This is a genomic window from candidate division WOR-3 bacterium, assembly GCA_039802205.1.
Lineage (GTDB): Bacteria > Hydrothermota > Tepidihabitantia > SM23-42 > JAOAFX01 > JAOAFX01.
In genome coordinates this window covers 22,246-41,613 of the sequence record JBDRWD010000017.1, presented here as the reverse complement: position 1 = coordinate 41,613, position 19,368 = coordinate 22,246, and the positions used below count along the sequence as shown (strand labels likewise).

The window sequence follows — 19,368 nt, the reverse complement described above, 5'->3', positions numbered from 1 at the left end:
GCCTGGATCGAGTTTGCCGTTGTTATTGTTGTCATTGACGACTGAGGTGCGGGAAAGTACTAAATAAGGTTTATTGCCCAAATAGAGCAATTGCACATCATCGGCGAAGACCTTCGCCAATTGCTGTGCCCCTCAGCAAGTATGGGCAGTGGTATCATAAAAAGCAATTTCAATCTTTTGAACATTCGCCGGATTCACACCAGGTAGATTCTGCAACTCACTCGATAAACTAAATGAATGAGTATGCCAGAGCGAATCGTTCACCATAATCAGATGGCAGGTTGGAGTATTCTGCCAAGGACAGGGTGCAGTAAACTGACAGATTCGAGTCTCACCTAAAAGAACACCACTTGAATTACGATAGCCAATGATAACCGCAGCAGCCGCGAAGGTCAATGTATCCGCATTATTATCATAGGCATAGAGTTTTGCCTTGACCGAAAAGGTGATATTATTTACCGATGGAATATCAACAATCTGTTTCACCCGGGCATAACCACTACTCGTCTGTTTTTCTACACGCAGCTCATAATCAGGGTCTGGTTCATAATCGGTAGCACGGTCGATATAGATAGAATAACCTGAAGTATCCTTAGTCCACCCTACACTTATATCCTGCTCAAAATCTCCATTGACGAGCAGATTTTGAGCAAGAGCACATACAAAAGGGATTAGAGTTATTACGATTGTTCTCATAACACCCCCTTTCATGCTCAATATAGTGCCTAAAGATTTTTTATGTTTCACCTCCCTGTTGTTAATAATATCATATTCAAAATCCTGAAAAAGTCAAGACGGCGAGTGATTTTCTGACTCCACTCCAATTTTTTTGTCAAATTATTTTTATGCACTGGATTATTAGCGGTAGCCGCACCCTTCAGGGTGCGAAATATTCTGGGATGTAAAAAGATTTACCCGCAGGCTAAAGCCAGCGACTACCATTTTACCGGTTACTATCCGATGACTTCAAATTGGCATCTCTTATTTATGCAAGGTGAAACCCTTGTCCAACAAAAATACCAAACGCTAAATCATTGATTACCTTTACAAATTTGCACATGAGATATTTCTTTACAAATTTGCACATGAGATATTTCGGCGCAGGCTGAAGCCTGCGACTACCGGGTGGATCATCAATAAAATTCGGTGCAGGCTAAAGCCAGCGACTACCATTTTTGCGAGGCTACAATCTCGCCCTAAAAATTCATTTTTCTTGACAGGCGGAAAAATATCAGTAGAATAAATTCAGGAAATGGTAAAATGACCGAACCGATTTTAAAACCACTTCTTTTTCCTGAGCAATCGTAGAAAGTAGGGTTGATACAATGGACCTTAAACCTCAGGAAAGAAGACTTATCACCATCATCTTCGCGGACCTTTCGGGCTTTACTGCCTTATCTTCCCAACTTGACCCTGAAGATGTCCAGGAAGTTGCAAATACCACTTTTGAGATATTGAATAAACCTATCATTGACCAGGGTGGCATAGTCCATAAGTATGAAGGCGATCTGGTGATTGCTTTATTCGGACTGCCTTTTGCCCATGAAGATGACCCGGAAAGGGCAATAAAGGCGGGATTAAGAATGCTGGAACTCATTCCCGAGGTGAACGAGTGTATCAGCAAAAAATTAAAGAAAAAGACGGATCTGGGCCTCCATATAGGTATCAATTCCGGGATTGTGGTCGCAGGCGAAGTCGGTTCCGAAGAGAAAAAAGAATGGACAGTGATGGGCGATGTAGTAAACTTGACTTCCCGATTAAAAGATATTGCCCAGAGGGGTGAAATCATCGTCTCAGAAACGGTCTACCGGGCTTCAAGGTATCTTTTTGAATATGAGATATTGGACCCAGTGGTGGTGAAAGGCATAGAAAAACCGGTGAGGATTTTCAAACCTTTGAGGTTAAAAGAAAAACCCGAACCCAAAAGAGGAATTCACGGGATATCCTCACCCCTTGTAGGAAGGGACGAGGAGTTGGCATTGCTTCAGGAATGGGTAAAAAAGATAGCAAAAGGTGAATTTGGCGCCGGCTTTATCTTGGGCGATGCCGGTATTGGCAAATCAAGGCTTTTTATGGAATTTAAAAAATACCTCTCCTCTGAAGTCTCAACACCCTTTCTGCTTCTTGAGACTGCTTGCCTTTCCTTTGGTGATGCAATTCCTTTTCTGCCGATTTTACAGATAATAAAGCAAATCTTTAAAATTTCTGATGCCGATTCCTTAGAAGTGATACAAGCAAAATTGCTCAAAAAGGCTCAGGAATTCTTCAGAGATGAATATGGAGAGGTGCTCCCCTATTTAGGCTATCTTTTTTCCATCCGTTTTTCTGAGGAATTAGAAGAAAAGATTAAATATCTCACACCCCGGGATTTGAAACTCCAGATTTTTTTGAGTGTATGCAGGCTTTTTGCCCGGATAGCCCATGACCAGCCGGTTATTCTCGCAATTGACGATTTCCACTGGATAGATGCCGAATCCCTGGAATTATTGGATTTCATCTTCTCTTCACCCCGGCCCTTTCCCTTTTTTCTGCTCGCGATATTGCGGCTTGAAACAGAACTGCCGGGTTACCGTTTTATAGAAAAACTAAAGAAAAGACTGCCGGATATTTATTTGAAAATAATCCTCAAGCCCCTTGATATCCATGCCAGTAGCCAGATTATCGCTAATTTATTAAAAAGTCCCGGTTTTCCTCAGACACTGTGCGATAAATTGCTTAAAAAGGCTGAGGGCAACCCTTTTTATCTGGAAGAACTCATACGGTCTCTTATTGATGGTGGCTATCTGGTGCTGGAAGCTGGTGTCTGGCGCATGACCGCTGATATCCAATCCATTGCCATACCGGATACGCTCCAGGCTTTACTCACTGCCCGATTAGACAGGCTCAGTCCAGAACTCCGCAAAATTCTCCAGGCTGCTGCGGTGATGGGCAGGAATTTCTATGTGCGGATATTAGAAATGCTCAATGGGTTTGAAGAACTCATGCTCACATTCCATTTAGCCACCCTGGAGGAGATGGGATATATCAGAAGATTGGAGACTGAATCGGATTTAGCCTATACCTTTAATCATCCCCTGATTCAGGAGGTGGTGTATAACAGTCTGGTGAAGAAAAAACGCCGGGAACTCCACCGCCGCGTCGGCGCGGCGATAGAGCAGGCATTTTCTCACCGACTGGATGATTTCACCGAGATTCTCGCCTATCAGTATAGCCAGAGCGATGAACTGAAAAAGGCGCTGGAGTGGCTAAAAAAGGCTGGAAAGAAGGCAAAAGACCGGTATGCGAATGAAGAGGCAAAGGGATATTTTGAAAAAATTTTATCGATGATAAAAGAAGAACAACCTCCAGAGACAGATTATCAATCGGTTTTCATTGAGGCATTGGAAGCCCTCGGCGATATTTATGCCCTAAAAGGGGAATATGAAAAGGCAATCAAAAATTATGAAGAGGTTTTTAATGTAACTGATGATACAATCACTAAAGTGATGGCACAAAGAAAGATTGCCGGAGTCTATCAGAATCAGGGAAGCTGGGATGAGGCATTGATGGTGCTGGGCGAGGAGTTAGTAAAGTTGACAGATAATTCTCCAGAAGGACTGATGGAAAAAGCCGAAATTCATTTCTCAAGAGCCACCTCCTTAAGAATCAAGGGAATGATGGAGGAGGCACTAAAAGAAATCGAAGAAGGATTGAAGATAACTGAGAAACTGTCGACGACCCATCTAAACCCGAGGTTGGAAAACATACGTGCGAAAGGGTTCAATAACTGGGGAACGATTCTCTATGATAAAGGGAAGTATGACCAGGCAATTGAAGCCTATAAAAAATCATTGGCAATTTATGAACGAGTAGGTGATAAACGCGGCACTGGCATTGCCATGAATAATCTGGGCAATGTCTATATGGATAAGGGCGATTATAAAGATGCAATAGGTGCATACCAGCAGGCTCTAAAAATCTTTGAAGAAATCGGTGACCGGAGAAGTCTGGGTATCGCCCACATCAATCTGGGGATTATTTACTACAAGGAAAATGCCTATGATAGGGCGATAGCGGTGTATAAGAAAACCCGGGAAATTTTTGAAGAAATCGGTGATAAACATGGTTTTGCTGTTACCGGGAGCAACTTAGGATTGGTGTATTATGATATCGGGGCATACGACCAGGCAAGGGAAGTCTATCAGCAATCGTTGGCAATTTTTGAACGAACCGGTAATCAACAGGGCATCGGCATTGTTAATAACAATCTCGGAATGGTGAATTTGAAAATTGATGAACTGAAAGAAGCCGAAGGTTATCTTTTAAACGCAAAAGAAGTTTTGGAACTGATTGGTGATAAATCCACGCTGATACATACCTACTGTTTGCTCGCCCAAGTTTTACTGCGCCAAGGGAGAGATTTTGAAGAAGTAATCGGGTTGGTGGATAAGGGCTATAAATTTGCTGAAGAGATAAATTCAAAACCGGAAAAGGCAAATTGTTATTTCACCTACGGCAAAATATACGCACATTATCCGGATGCCCACCATTCCCCGAAAGCAGAAGAATATTTCTTAAAGGCGATACAAATCTACACCGAGTTAAGGCAGAAAAAAGAACTGGCAGAATGCTATTTCGAGTATGCCTGTTTGCTGAAAAATCTTGAGGAACAAAAATCACCGGTCATGATAACAGAAGGGTCCGCCACTTATTTTGCAAAGGCGTCAGCCCTTTTTAAGGAACTGGGATTGATACACCGCATTGAAGAAGTAGCAAAAGATTTTAAACCCGGTTCTGGTGCACAGAAAAAATAATAGAGTATAATCGGTTTTTGAAAATTTATTCAGACTTGATTAACAGCCGTTATTGGATATAATTAAACAAAAGGAGCGATAATGGATGAAGAAAAAAGACCACCCATCAATATTGAATTAAGTCCCGAACACTCGGATGGAGTATACTCTAATTTTGTGCTGATTGCCCATTCACCTTCGGAGTTCATCCTTGACTTTGCACGGATGCTACCAGGGCTCCAAAAAGCAAAGGTGTTCTCAAGAATCATAATGACCCCACAGAATGCCTATTTATTGAAAGAGGCCCTTGAAGAGAATCTCAAAAAGTATGAAGAACGGTTTGGAAAAATTAAAATCTTTGGTAAAGAAGAGAAAGAAATCGGTTTTAAGTAAGGTCGTCGATTTCTTTCTTAACTCAGAATACGAAGCTTACCTGGTCGGTGGTATCATTAGAGACACCCTTTTAGGAAGGAAGACCAGGGATATTGATATCGCAGTCCATGGGGATGCATTGAAAGCTGCCCGGGAATTAAATAAAATCCTCCAGGGCAAACTGGAAATCCATCCGGACTTTGGCACAGCGACGATTTTTAAGAATCGAACCCGGGTTGATATTGCGATGACCAGAGATGAAATTTATCCCAAGCCCGGTGCCCTGCCCCAGGTATTTGAATCCGATATCCACGGCGACCTACGGCGCCGGGATTTTTCGATAAATGCAATGGCTCTTGAATTAAAAAAAGAACGAATAAGATGGCTTGATCCTTTCTTAGGTCGCATCTATCTTGAAAAACGCTGGATACGGGTAATCCATCCCAAGAGTTTTTTGGATGACCCCACCCGGATCTTCCGGGCATTACGCTACAAAAACCGGCTTAATTTCAAATTAGAACCCAAGACCGAGAAATTAATCTATGAAGCGGTATGGTTGCGGGTATTGAAAAAAGTATCAAAACAGCGCATCCTGAATGAACTGCGTTTGATTTTTGAAGAAAAAACCTATCTGCGTACTTTAAAAGATCTCCATAAATACGAGGTCCTGGAATTTGATATCAAGAAACTCAACTTAATTAAAAAAATTCCCGAGGATTTGAGACTTTACTATTTTTTGAGTCTTCTGGAGGATAAATTTCCTCTGAGCAAAGAGGAAGAAGAACTCGTGAGCAATTTTCAGAATCTCCAGCGCATCCGGAATACATTAAAGGATGCGAAACTGAATAGCGAAATCTTTTATGCCCTGCGTAATGTCAATCCCCGGGTCATAAGGTTGCTGGGTAGACTGTATAAAAGTTTGCGAAAAAAAATAAGGAGGTATTATATCTTAAGCAAGATAAAACCCCTTATCCGGGGCAATGACCTGCTGGCGTTGAATCTAAAACCCGGACCGATATTTAGAGAAGTCCTCTCCGGGATCCATAAGATGCAACTCGATGGATTGGTGAAATCAAAAAAAGAGTCGTTGGAGGTGATCAAAAAATGGCTGAACGTATCTTAGAGTTATTATTGTCGCTTCCCCCACTTCTCCTCGCCCTCACTGTCCATGAATACTTCCACGGGTTTGCTGCCTTACGAATGGGCGATCCAACCGCAAAGTGGCAGGGACGACTGACCTTCAATCCCCTGAAACATATTGACCCGATTGGATTTCTTGCATTTTTGTTCTTCAGATTTGGCTGGGCAAAACCGGTTCCAGTAAATCCGTATAACTTTTATAATCTTAAAAAGGGAATAATCTTCACCTCCCTTGCCGGGCCAGGTGCAAACTTCCTCCTCGCCATGGTCTCGGGCTTACTCCTGCGTCTGCTTAACACCACACATTTCAGTCCTGCTGTCATTTTTCCAATATTGCTAATGTTAAAATTGAGTCTCTATTTCAATCTTGTGCTCTGTGCTTTTAATCTCATCCCAATTCCACCTCTGGATGGTTCCAAAATACTATTCAACCTCCTTCCTTATCAATATAAATCCCTGGAGTATGAAATGGAACGGTATGGTTTTTTCTTACTCCTTGCGCTGATATTCATCGATAACCTGGGCTTCCCGGTACTCTGGGGCTGGATTGGCCCATTTGTAAAATTGTTCAGCGTTATTTTTTCCGGGCATATTTTGATTTAAAAGGAGGCGGAGATGAAGAAATTATTAAAAATTTTAGGGATCATTCTCGGAATAATCGTACTTTTAATCGTGATCGGTTATATCGCAATCCGATCATTTCTCACACCCGCTTATCTCAAGAATTTAGTTGCCCGGATGGCATCTGAAGCCATCAATTATCCGGTAGATGTAGGAAATGTTGCGTTGAAATTAGGATTTAAGATTTCCATCGGTATTGAAGATCTATCTTTGAAGAATCCGCCCGGGTTCAGTGACCGAAAAATGGTGGAGATAAAAGAAGTGCGATTGAATTTGCGGCTCTTTCCCCTATTCAGGCGCCAGGTTGTTGTCAATAGCATCACCATTGACGGTGCCAAGTTCAACATTGAAAGGAATAAGGATAATTACTACAATATCACAATCCCGCGCTTACAAAAATTTGAGGGACCGGATTTTCGCATCGTCATTGACCGGATTGATATTGAACGGACAAGCCTTTCCTATGAAGATGCGATAACCAATACCACCTTCAATATCCAGGATATAAAACAGCAAATCACCATCGCCAAAAACCTCCTTACCATCAGCGGCCAACAGACTATGGAGGCAAAAAGTAAAACGCTACCGGTGGTCGCCTTGAAGATAAACAACACCTTAGAGTATGATACCCTGACCCGAAATATCGACCTGAAAGAATTAAAAATTGTCTATGATCCGATCGAAGTCCAGGTTTCGGGCACAATTGAAAAAGCAGAATTATTGAACCTGAATGCACATTTACTCATCCCCGAAATAGCGAAATTGCGGGAGCTCTTTCCACAAAAGGTAAAGATTGAACGCTTATCCGGCTCAATAAGGGCTGAGGCAAAAATCCTGGGTAATACAAAAGAACCCAAAATAAATGGTCAATGTGAACTGGTGAATATCACAATTAAATTACCCGAACTGAAACAACCAATCCAGAAAATCAACGGTAGTTTTTCCTTCGACCTCAACTCCATCAAGAATATCATCATCCAGGGGCTGATAGGAAACTCACGGTTCGATATCACTGGATCAATAAATGACCTAAAAAAGCCCCTTCTTGACCTCATTGTAAAATCAGCGCTGAATCTTAGGGATATTGAAAACCTCTCAGACCAGAGTGCGGGTATGAAATTATCTGGGGATGTCAGTTTGAATATTGCCCTGAAAGGAAGTATAGAAAAGATTACTTATTTTGGCGAGTATGCAATCACCGATGCAACCATTGATGGAATCGGACTGGCAAAGCCGATAACCAATTTCCGGGTTAAAGGGACCGTTCAGAATGACGGAGCAAAGATTACCGAATGCTCAGGGCACATCGGCCGGTCAGATTTTTCCTTGAATGGTTATGTATCGAACTTCCAGCACCCTATCATCCAGATCAATAATTCATCCAATCTTATTGATTTAGATGAATTATTCCCAAAAACCCGCCAAGAAAAAAAGGCTGAACAGAAAGGAATTCCCGTGACAATCCAGGGTAATGTGAAGATAAACCGGCTCACAGGGATGGATATGGAATTCAAAAATATCAATACCACCATTAAATATGAAAACGGGATCATTGACCTCCGGAATTGTAGTGCTGAGACATTTGATGGCAAGGTCCAGTTTGATTTTTACTACAATATCAACAGTCCAGAACCCTACCGGATTCACAGCTTGATGGAGAATATAAATGTCCAGAAAATCTTAAAGCGCTTTCTGAAATTTGAAAACCTGACCGGCAGACTCACCGGTGTGAACAATTTCAGCGGTATGGGTTTCCAGCAGAAACAGGTGATCGCCAACCTCTCGGCTTCAGGTAATGTAAAACTCCTCAACGGAGCCTTTAACAACTTTGAATTTCTCAATCGGTTATGCGAATGGCTTGGCTTCAAGGAGAGAAGGACCATTAACTTCAATGACCTTGTCTTATCTTACAAGATTGAGAATGGCCGTGCCCATATCGAAGACTGGTCTATGGCGACCGATATAGGAAATTTTCTGGTTGATGGCTATGTAAAACTTGATGGCGACATAAGACTCAACCTCACCCTTACCCTTAATAAGAGGGAATCGGACCTGCTCAAAAATTACCATGCAGACTGGTTATTATCCTATGACCCCCAAGGAAGGGCAACACTGGATATCCTTGCCACTGGCAAGTTATTCTCCCCTCAGTTCAGGCTGGATACAGATAAGATAAAAGAACGCCTCAAGGGTAAGATAAAAGAAGAATACGATAAAAAGAAGAAGGAACTGGAGAAGAAACTAAGAGATTTGTTCAAGAAATAATGCCAGAACTACCTGAGGTTGAAACGATAAAAAGAGAATTAAAATCAGAAATAATAAACCAGAGGATTCTTGATTGTGAAATTCTAAGAAGAGATATAATCGGCTATCCCTTACCCGAGAAATTCTGTAGGAATTTGATAAATGAAAGAGTCTTAGATGTAATAAGAAGGGCAAAATATCTCATCATTGTTTTGAGCAATGGGAAAAGATTGATATTTCATTTGCGATTGTCAGGAAGGATATTCATTCTAAAAAAACCAAAAATCGCAAATCCTAAACAGTTTTTAAACTCCAAATTAGAAACATTTGTGTTTAATGAAAAAGCAAAATTTGTGAGGTTGATAATAGAGTTAGAAGATAAATTGCTTCTCTTCAGTGAGCCGAGGGCACTGGGAAGGGTTTATTTGATAGAAGAAGACGAAAGGCCAAGGGTTTTAAAAGGATTCTTTAACCTGAGTTATGAACCATTATCACCGGAATACGACTTCGCGTATTTCAAAGATAAAATAAAAAATCGCAAGGCAAAGATAAAATCTGTATTGCTTGACCAGTGTATATGTGCGGGTGTGGGGAATATCTATTCAGATGAGGCACTGTTCCATGCTGGAATAAGACCGACAAGAAGGGCAAATACATTAAAGACCGATGAGATATTCAAACTCCTATTGGCGATAAAACAGGTATTAAAGAAAGGGATTGATGAATGCGGAACAACAGTATCTGATTACAGAAGGACGGACGGAAAAACCGGTAATTTCCAGAATTTTTTGTATGTTTATGACCAGGAAGGCAAACCCTGTAAGAAGTGTGGGGCAAGGATCGTGTTGACAAAGGTAGGTAATCGGTCAACGCGATATTGTCCAAAATGCCAGAAGTGATTGAGAACGGCATTGCGGATTTCGAAAAATTGAGATGCGGGATCATTTCATTCGCAGGAGTGCTACGCTTGTTCCTACTAATCTCGCTCTTTCCCCCTTTAGAAAAGGGGGACTAAAGGGGATTTTAATAGATAAAATCCTTACGGATTAACTCCATATTTAAAACCAAAGACCAATTATTATACCAGCATCCATGCCCAATAACCATCTTTTGTGGTAGTCGAGTTTGCTCGACATTGATTATTGCAGAGTAAGCTCTGCCACTACAGATATGGGAATGTGAAAAATAAGGATATATTGACTTAAAGAAAATTCTATGTATATTTAATATATGGAAGATTTCTCAACCCGATATGAACCGAAAGGGATTGAAGACCGGATATACGATTTCTGGTTAAAAGAAAAGCTATTCACCCCGGATTTAAATTCAAACAAACCAACTTACACAATCACCATTCCTCCACCCAATGTAACAGGAAGGCTCACCCTTGGACATATTCTCAATAATACAATACAGGATGTTCTGATTAGATATAAGAAAATGTGCGGGTATGAGACACTCTGGGTTCCGGGAATGGACCATGCGGGAATTGCAACCCAGGTAAAGGTAGAAGAAGAAAGACTCTTGCCAAGAGGGATTAAAAAGGAAGAACTGGGCCGGGAAAAATTTTTGGAAGAAGTCTGGAGATGGAAGGAAGAATATGCCGATGTAATAAGGATGCAGTTAAAGAAGATGGGCTGTGCATTAGACTGGACACGGGAACATTTCACCCTTTCTGAAGAATACTCAAAGAAAGTGATAAAGGTCTTTGTTGACCTCTATAAAAAAGGGTTGATATATCGGGGTGAAAGAATCATCAACTGGTGTCCCCGATGTCTTACTGCCCTCTCTGATGAGCAGGTGGAGAACGAAAATAAAGCCGGAAAACTTTATTATATCAAATATCCTATAAAGAATACCCCGGAATTCATCACGGTGGCGACGACCAGGCCCGAGACGATGCTGGGCGATACTGCAGTCTGTGTGAATCCTGACGACCCGAGATACCAGAATTTAATAGGTAAAACCGCAATCCTGCCGATTATGGACCGGGAAATTCCAATTATTGCGGACAGTTATGTGGACCCCGAATTTGGAACTGGCGCCTTAAAAGTAACTCCTGCCCATGACCCGTTTGATTTTGAACTTTCTCAAAAACACAAACTGGCAATTATAAATATCATGAACCCTGATGGCACTCTCAATGAGAATGCAGGCGAATACCAAGGGATTGAAAGGTTTGAAGCACGAAAAAGAATCATTGAACACCTTGATCGGCTAAAACTTTTGGAGCGGATTGAAAATTATACAGTGCCCATGGGTATCTGCGAGCGTTGTGGAACACCGATTGAACCACGGCTGTCAAAACAATGGTTTGTCCGGATGAAACCCCTGGCCGAACCTGCACTCAGGGTGGTAAAAGAAGGCAAAATCAGAATCTACCCCAGACGGTGGATAAATCTTTATAATCATTGGCTGGAGAATGTAAAGGACTGGTGCATCTCCAGGCAACTCTGGTGGGGTCATCGGATTCCGATATATTACTGTAAAAAATGTTATAACCCGGAGGCAGAGAAAAACGGCGTGATCCAAGGGATTATTGTTGCCGAAACCAAGCCCGAGAGATGCCCGAATTGTGGTTCCACAGAGATTTACCAGGATGAGGATGTGCTGGACACCTGGTTCTCATCCTGGCTCTGGCCTTTTGCGACTTTGGGTTGGCCTGATGATACTGAAGACTTCAGACGTTTTTATCCTACCCAAACCTTAGCCACAGGTTGGGATATCATCTACCTCTGGGTAGCAAGGATGATCATGGCGGGATTGGAGTTTACCAAAAATATACCCTTCAGCAATGTTGTCTTTCACCCGATGATTCGCGATGAGAAAGGTCGGAAGATGTCAAAAAGCCTGGGGAATTCACCCGAACCCATGGATTTGATTGAAAAATACGGTGCTGATGCCTTGCGCTTGGGACTTATGCTGATCACTCCCCGGGAACAGGATGTCCTATATAGTGAGAAATCAATCGATGTAGGAAGGAAATTCTGCAATAAACTATGGAATGCGAGCCGGTTGATCTTTACCTCTTTTGCCCATCTGCCCGAAGATCTGCCCGAGGTATTGAATGATTTTGATATCTGGATTTTAAACGAATTCAATGATTTATTAACCGACGGTGAACAATTTTTGAATAATTTTGAGTTGAATGCCTTCAGCAAGCGGCTCTATGACTTCTTCTGGCATACCTTCTGCGACTGGTATTTAGAGATAATAAAAATCCCGCCCTATGATAAAAAGAATTGTGCAAAATTTCTGCTCAAACAATTATTAAAAGTATTCCACCCCTATATCCCCTTTATCACCGAAGAATTATACCAGAAATTCCACGATAAGAAAAAGAGTATTCTACTCGATGAATATCCCCGTAAACTTGATATCCCACAAACCCCTCCATATGTCTGCGAAATTATAAAATTGATTGAAGAATTGCGCAATATCCGCGGGTTATTCTCAATCCCGAGTGGTGAAAAATTGAATATTGTGGTCATGACCGATGACGAAAGAAAAAAGCGCATTGATTTCAACACCCCCCTATTCCAGAGACTAGCACAGATAAATACGCTTGTCTTTGGTAATAAGCCCAAGGTCTCCTGTGCCACAATCGTTATGCCTAAAATCGTTGCCTATGTGATCCTCCAGGGTATTGATACCAGAAAAGAAAGAGAGCGTCTGGAAGCCGAGATTGCTTTCCTTACCAGAAGAATTGATGAAATAAAAAACCGGTTGAATAATCCAATGTATGTAAATCAGGTAAAACCCGAAATCAAGGAAAAAGAGGAAAGGCGCTTAGAGGAATCTCTGGAACGGCTTTCCTATATCAAACAGGCAATTGAAAATCTATGAGATACATTCCCTGGATTTTACTTGTCATCTTTATCATCTTTGGTTATTTATTTTACCGGACCCAATATCTACCAGTTAAAAACAGCACCGACCGATTGAAGGAAGAGATAAAGATGTGGGAAGAGACGATAAAGAGCGAGAAAGGCATAAGGAGTGATTTTGAACGATTACCGGTAGAAAAATTATTCCAGGATGATAAACTAACTCCCTATGGAGAGGTAGAAATAATGCGCCAATTTGACCGTCGGTACCAGGGGATTGAAATCTATATATCGGCCCCCAATGCCTTGAAAAGACTTGCGGATCTGCTTCGCTTCATGCATGAACAGCGGCTGGCTTACCGGTCAATGTACTTTACCGCAGTAATCGACTCCATTGAGCGGTTTGACTATAAGTATACAAAATAAGTCCGCAGAAAGATGAGACTCTTCGATATCAAAAAGCTCTCGGTTTTAATATTTTTGACTTTATTAATCAATCCATTATGGGGCGGGAAAAAATCTGCGGGCAAGGCGATGCTTTTCTGTTTGCTCCCAGGGGGTGGGCAGTTTTATACCGAACGGTATCTACCCGGCGTGTGTATTGGTGCTGGTGAGATAGCCCTCGGTTATTTTGCCTATAAAAATCATCAGGAAAGGGACTATGCAGCACGGAATTCCTTTCTGTGGTGGGAATTGTTTTTATTCGGATATGCGGTTGCCGATGCCTATGTGGGTGCGAAGATGTATAACTTTGATGTGGAATGCAATATTGATAAAGTCAGCGTGTTATACAAAATAAATTTTTAATGGCGGGGATTCTGTCGAACCTTTTCTACTGCCTTCAATAGTTCTACCAGGACCTGCGCTTGTATCTGGTCCTTGCTGAGATTAAACATCGTCATGATATGACCAACATCACTGGCTACATACATGGCGGGGAGATTATTTAATGTCAGGGTCATGATATCCTGGTAACAATTGGGGCAACGGCAGATGGTCGCATCGCGTTTGTAAAGATTATCCAGTTCCTCCCGGACGATTTTTTCAATATAATTTTCAGGCTTTATCTCCATCCAGCCTCCTCAATATTCAATTTTGCAAAATAAGTTCTACCACTAACTTGGGATTTTTGTGCCGGATTCTTATCATTTTTTAAAACCCTTGATCATCTTTAAAAATTCCTGTTCATCAATTATCTTCACCCCGAGTTTTTTTGCCTTTTCATACTTTGAACCAGGTGCGGTGCCCACTACCACATAATCGGTATTTTTGGAGACCGAACTTGAAGGATGACCGCCCAGTTTGCGCACTATTGCCTGCGCCTCCTCACGGGTCATTGAAGATAGTTCTCCGGTGAAGACAAAGGTCTTATTCTTTAACGGACCCTCGGATACCACTTTTTCTGTCTCAAATTTTAATCCTGCCTTTTTTAAATTTTCAATGAGCCGCCGGTTTTTGGGGCTCTTGAAATAATTTATAATCCCTTCGGCAACAACCTCACCGATGCCAGGAATCGCAGTGAGTTGTTCAAAACTGGCATTCATCAGATTATCAATATTCTTGAATTCGTTTGCCAACAGATTTGAAGCATTTATGCCAACATTGGGTATCCCCAGGGCATAGAGAACATTCACAAAATCGCGTTCTTTGCTCTTTTCGATCGCATTTATCAAATTCTGGGCGGATTTCTCTCCCATCCTTTCCAAATCGGCAATCGTCTTCAATTGCAGTTTATAAATATCATCAAAACTCTTTACTATTCCGAGATCCACAAGTTTATTTACTAAAACCTCACCCAGTCCTTCAATATCCATTGCCTGTCTGGAGGCAAAATGTAAGATTGCGGCTTTGATCTGTGCCGGACAGGAAGAATTGACACAGCGCCAGTCAGCCTCGCCTTCCAGACGATAAATTTTCTCGCCACAAACCGGACATTTTTCTGGAAACTTAAAAATTCGCTCCTTGCCGGTGCGCCGCTCTTTCACCACACCCACAACCTTAGGTATTACCTCACCACCTTTTTCAATTATCACATAATCACCAATCCTTATGTCCTTTCTTTTAATTTCGTCCTCGTTATGTAGTGTTGCCCGGGAAATCGTCGTGCCCGATAATGGCACCGGTTCTAAAATAGCCACCGGCGTCACCCGTCCGGTTCTCCCCACCTGTAATTGGATATCTTTTAACTTCGTTATTGCCTGGCGAGCGGGATATTTATAAGCTATTGCCCAGCGCGGGCTTTTTATCGTATAACCTAACAGTTCCCGGTCTGCAAAATTATCGACCTTGATAACCAATCCATCTACTTCATATTCAAGCTCATCACGCTTATCCTGCCACTTTTTCATATATTTTATGACTTCATTGATATCGTTGCATAATTCAATATGGGGCACTACCTTAAAACCAGCAGTTCCGAGTTTCTTTAAAGTCTCAAAATGTGAGGTATGATGTGGTCCGGGCTGGACCGGAATGGTATGAATAAAAAGGTCAAGATTTCGTCTGGCGACTTCTTTCGGATCCAGAAGTTTTAAGGTCCCAGCCGCAGCATTACGCGGATTGGCAAAAATTGGTTCGCCTTTTTCTTCACGCTCTTTATTAATCTTCTCAAAATTTTTCTTGGAAAGATAGACTTCTCCCCGCACCTCAATATTCTTCAATTCCGGATCATCGGTAAGCAATTCCAATGGCACTGACTTGATAGTTTTTATATTCTGGGTGATATCATCACCGTGGATGCCGTCGCCCCGGGTGGCACCGAGGACAAATTTACCATCTTTGTAATGAAGAGTAACTGCAACGCCATCAATCTTAAGGGTCACCTCATACTTAACTGTTCGCCCCAGACCTTTTTTTACACGACGATCGAATTCCAAAAGTTCTTCTTCGGAATAGGTATTATCAAGACTGAGCATCTTTATTTTATGTTCTACTGTCTTGAATTCCTTTAAAGGTTCACCTCCCACGCGCTGGGTAGGCGAATCCGGGGTGATCAATTCCGGAAATTTCTTTTCCAGTTCCACCAATCTTTTATATAACTGATCATATTCGTAATCCGAAATGACGGGTTGGTTAAGAACATAGTAACGATAATTGTGGTAGTTTATCTCTTTGCGCAATTTTTCAATCTCTTTTTTTGCCTCTTCAAGTTTCATTAAGATATTATAAATAATTTTGAAATGATGTCAAGACTGCAGCATTCTCTAGGCCCCTCTGTTTTTTGTCAAATTAATTTTATGCGCGCTGGATTATTAGAGGTAGTCGCTACCTTCAGAATGCGGCTATCAACAAAATTTGAATCATTAAACAGTCTCTTTAGATTTACATCTTCTATTTCCTTTAAGCTGGAACCTCGCCTCACATTATTTATTTTCTAATCCATAATATCTTCGGGAAAAAGAAATAATTCTTCAGACTCCAGCAGACCTCTGCCTTCGATTAAATCAATAAATTTCTGTGTTTCTTTTTTCAGTGCTGGGTAATCAGATTTGAGATACTTCTTAACAATTTCAGCAAGATGTTTCTTGTACTCAGTTGTCTTTTCCTTGTTATCCATTTTTGCGTATATCTTCGCCATTGTCTTTATTAAAAGGGCAAGATAGTGTTCTTTCCGCACGGTCTTTAATTCTCCCTCTACCCTATCCAGCGCGTATTTGCCGAGTTGTGCCATTCCTTCCATTGCTGCAACTTTTACAATATAAGATGAATCCGTTAGAAGTTTAACCAAAATCGGCAATCCTGTTGTGTCTTTAATATTCTGCAGCGCCTCAGCAACACGCAGTCTCATTCTTTCGTTCTTGTGTCTGTAGTATTGATTAAAAATTTGAATCGCAAGGGTATCCTTCAATTTCCCGAGTGTATAGATCAAAACACCAGCAACCTTATCTTCGGGCTTCTTCTCAAGCATCAATCTCAATGTATCTTTTGCCTTTGTGTATTCGAGTTGTCCAAAAAGATAAATAGAATTTCTGACAATTGTATCATTTTCATTATGCAGACCCTGGTATAAATAAAAAGCAGCGGTGTCCTTGAATGCCTTGAAAACTTCTTCAATCGCCCGAAGTTTGAGACCATCAAATGTCCGCATCTCATTTTTAAAGATATACTCAACAGCCCTTTCTTTGAACTCATTTATTAAGATCCTTCTGCCTGTCTTTGCCTTAGGAATATCCGCCCGGACCTCCCACAACGAACCATAATAAAAAAGCCTTGCCATTTTCGCGGAATCACTTTGCATTGTATCAAGTTCGGGGAATGTGGTAATCGTATCTTCCCAGGGTTCTTTTTTCGGTTCTACTGCCTCAAGGTCCATTCCTAAGGCATAGGTGCCAGAAGTCCAAATATGATTATTCTTACCCTTGTCTTTCTCTGCATATCTATCTTCACCCTGCAAATCAATAAACAAACCTATCCCACCAGTCCCCCTTGACCAGTTTGCACCCCCTTGACTCATCCCTTCCCTTGAACAGTAATCATCATTACCCCTGGTATCAACAAATATTCCAACAGAGTTTGTAAGACCTATCCCCTGCCCACCTGATGCATAGTATACATCATCACCGTCCTTATCTAAAAGCCAGCCAACTGCCACATCATGACCTTCGCCCTGGGCAGGACCAAATCTACTAAAATAATGGTCATCCCCTTCTAAATCCAGAAGACCACCGACTGACAAATGTATACCTGCACCCTGAGAATATTGGGCTGCAGAATATAAATCATTTCCCTGTTCATCAAGGAGCATACCGAGTGCAAACCAGTATGAGGTTGCCTGCCCATAGACCTCAGAGATATATTTATCATTCCCAGAACAATCATACAAAAATCCAATCCCACCTGATGCTACATCCCGCCAACCAAAACCAAAACCCTGGGCAAATGAACGATACTGGTCAGGATCCAAGGGCATATGGAGATATTTGCCACCCGCATAATACAGATCATCACCATCTTTATCAAAAAGTAGTCCATATCCCCAAACACCCCCCATCCCTTGTGCCCAACAATATGAATGATAAATGTCATCTTCTTTATAATCAATTAAAATTCCTGAGCCAAAATTTCCCGCTCCCTGAACAAAGTAACCACCCCGATAATTATCAAAACCTTCTTCGTCAATGAGCATACCGATTCCGAATAATCCTGCACCCTGACTGATATGGAATCCAGTATATGTATCATTCCCTGATAAATCCCATAGTATCCCTGCACCAAATAAACCAGCACCCTGATTGACAAGTTTGTTATAATTCCTATATACATCATCACCAGAAAGGTCAATGACAAAGCTCACCGGAGTATTCAATTCTCCGACCGCACCGGCACACCGACCAAGATATGTATCATTGCCGCCCAGATCAATGATTACTGCAAAATCATCGTAATAGATATTGTCATCAATACCACCGATAACACCCTTAAATCCGCCGGGCAGTTCAAAAGAATCGTAAACAAGTCCTTTAACCCCTGATATCTCTTTGTAAGATAGATTTTCTTGCTTAGATAATTTTTCAGCAATCGCTTTTATCTTTTCAATTCCTTGGGCAAGAATGATACCCGCACAATGTATTTCACAAATATCTATCTTTTTGGCTAATTTTAATAATTCAACAGTTTCAAGCGTGGTCCCGGTGTCACGCTCAATGCCAAATTCTTTGTGCAGAGCACCCGCATAACCACGCTCAATAGAGTCGGCCTCATCTGCCCAGAGTGATGGGGCGGTGTAGATTAGACTATCTTTTTGTTCGGGTGTGATTTTCATAAATGCCTTATCAAGATGTTTTTTTGTGTCCGTATAGACATCTTTTATTAAAGAGATCAAAACATCCGATTTAAGTTCTGCAAGGCTAAAGCCTTGCCCTACGGGTATTTTGGTTTTGTCTGCAAGGCTGACGCCTTGCCCTACATTGAATGTCCTAGATAGATTTTGCCCAATAATCTCTCCAGCACAAAATTTAATATAATCCGATGGGGTTTTTAAATTTTTTATTGTGTTTCCCGAATGTAAAACATAATCAGGAACCGACATTGGTTTATCCATTAAATTTTTAATGACCTTTAGCCGAAAACTATCCTGAATCCAGTGTTTATCATATTCTAAGTCAATTTTTGATAAATTTAAAAGTTCCAAACCTTCAAAAATATATTTCTGCTCTACCTTCCATAAGGTATCAGGTTGTGGTAAGGGCAGGGTCAAAAATAAAATGAATGTGGCCATGTAACCCCCTTTAGAAAAAAATACCTAAACACCTAAATTCCTAAATACCTAAATTCAACATCCCTTCTTCACCCTTGTTTACCCTTCTTTTCCTTTTTTTACCCTTTTTATCGCCTTCTGCCCTTTAGTCATCTTTCGCCTTTTTGACCTCTTTAGTCCTTTTTCGCCATTTTTG

General features: G+C 41.3%; 13 protein-coding genes. 9 read left to right on the top strand and 4 right to left on the bottom strand.

From position 1 onward, the window contains the following. Positions 1–132: 132 nt before the first annotated feature. A complete protein-coding gene (locus tag ABIL39_05485; protein MEO0165572.1) occupies positions 133–696 on the bottom strand; it encodes a hypothetical protein in 564 nt (187 codons plus the stop codon). A gap of 629 nt (positions 697–1,325) precedes the next feature. Here ABIL39_05485 and ABIL39_05480 point away from each other — a divergent pair. The 9 genes from ABIL39_05480 (at position 1,326) to ABIL39_05440 (ending at position 13,783) form a co-directional block, all read left to right on the top strand. Further along, complete coding sequence (locus tag ABIL39_05480; GenBank protein ID MEO0165571.1) at positions 1,326–4,793, top strand: tetratricopeptide repeat protein; 3,468 nt, start codon at positions 1,326–1,328, stop codon at positions 4,791–4,793. 81 nt (positions 4,794–4,874) lie between these two features. Next, positions 4,875–5,165 carry a DUF3467 domain-containing protein gene (locus ABIL39_05475; GenBank protein MEO0165570.1) on the top strand — a complete coding sequence of 97 codons (291 nt, stop codon included), beginning with the start codon at positions 4,875–4,877 and terminating at the stop codon, positions 5,163–5,165. Next, entirely contained in the window at positions 5,101–6,267 is a 1,167-nt protein-coding gene (locus ABIL39_05470; GenBank protein MEO0165569.1) for a hypothetical protein, read from the top strand. The genes ABIL39_05475 and ABIL39_05470 overlap by 65 nt, the downstream gene beginning before the upstream one ends. Beyond that, positions 6,249–6,887 (top strand): site-2 protease family protein, encoded by a 639-nt coding sequence (locus tag ABIL39_05465; GenBank protein ID MEO0165568.1) that lies wholly within the window; start codon positions 6,249–6,251, stop codon positions 6,885–6,887. The genes ABIL39_05470 and ABIL39_05465 overlap by 19 nt, the downstream gene beginning before the upstream one ends. Before the next feature lie 12 nt (positions 6,888–6,899). Then, on the top strand, positions 6,900–9,170 hold the full coding sequence (locus ABIL39_05460) for an AsmA family protein (protein ID MEO0165567.1): 2,271 nt from the start codon (positions 6,900–6,902) through the stop codon (positions 9,168–9,170). After that, a complete protein-coding gene (gene mutM / locus ABIL39_05455; protein MEO0165566.1) occupies positions 9,170–10,048 on the top strand; it encodes a bifunctional DNA-formamidopyrimidine glycosylase/DNA-(apurinic or apyrimidinic site) lyase in 879 nt (292 codons plus the stop codon). Before ABIL39_05460 ends, mutM begins: the two co-directional genes overlap by 1 nt. 331 nt (positions 10,049–10,379) lie before the next feature. Further along, entirely contained in the window at positions 10,380–12,995 is a 2,616-nt protein-coding gene (locus tag ABIL39_05450; protein MEO0165565.1) for a valine--tRNA ligase, read from the top strand. Beyond that, positions 12,992–13,402 carry a hypothetical protein gene (locus ABIL39_05445; protein ID MEO0165564.1) on the top strand — a complete coding sequence of 137 codons (411 nt, stop codon included), beginning with the start codon at positions 12,992–12,994 and terminating at the stop codon, positions 13,400–13,402. The genes ABIL39_05450 and ABIL39_05445 overlap by 4 nt, the downstream gene beginning before the upstream one ends. A 12-nt stretch (positions 13,403–13,414) precedes the next feature. Continuing rightward, positions 13,415–13,783, top strand: a complete 369-nt coding sequence (locus ABIL39_05440; protein ID MEO0165563.1) for a hypothetical protein — start codon at positions 13,415–13,417, stop codon at positions 13,781–13,783. Here ABIL39_05440 and ABIL39_05435 read toward each other — a convergent pair. The 3 genes from ABIL39_05435 to ABIL39_05425 all read right to left on the bottom strand — a co-directional run bounded on the left by ABIL39_05435 (position 13,780) and on the right by ABIL39_05425 (position 19,193). Beyond that, positions 13,780–14,049, bottom strand: a complete 270-nt coding sequence (locus tag ABIL39_05435) for a late competence development ComFB family protein (GenBank protein MEO0165562.1) — start codon at positions 14,047–14,049, stop codon at positions 13,780–13,782. The two genes, ABIL39_05440 and ABIL39_05435, sit on opposite strands and share 4 nt — an antisense overlap. Positions 14,050–14,121: 72 nt before the next feature. Next, positions 14,122–16,131, bottom strand: coding sequence for an NAD-dependent DNA ligase LigA (ligA, locus tag ABIL39_05430; protein ID MEO0165561.1), 2,010 nt, complete (start codon positions 16,129–16,131; stop codon positions 14,122–14,124). 218 nt (positions 16,132–16,349) lie between these two features. Beyond that, positions 16,350–19,193, bottom strand: a complete 2,844-nt coding sequence (locus tag ABIL39_05425) for a HEAT repeat domain-containing protein (protein MEO0165560.1) — start codon at positions 19,191–19,193, stop codon at positions 16,350–16,352. Between the last annotated feature and the right edge of the window lie 175 nt (positions 19,194–19,368).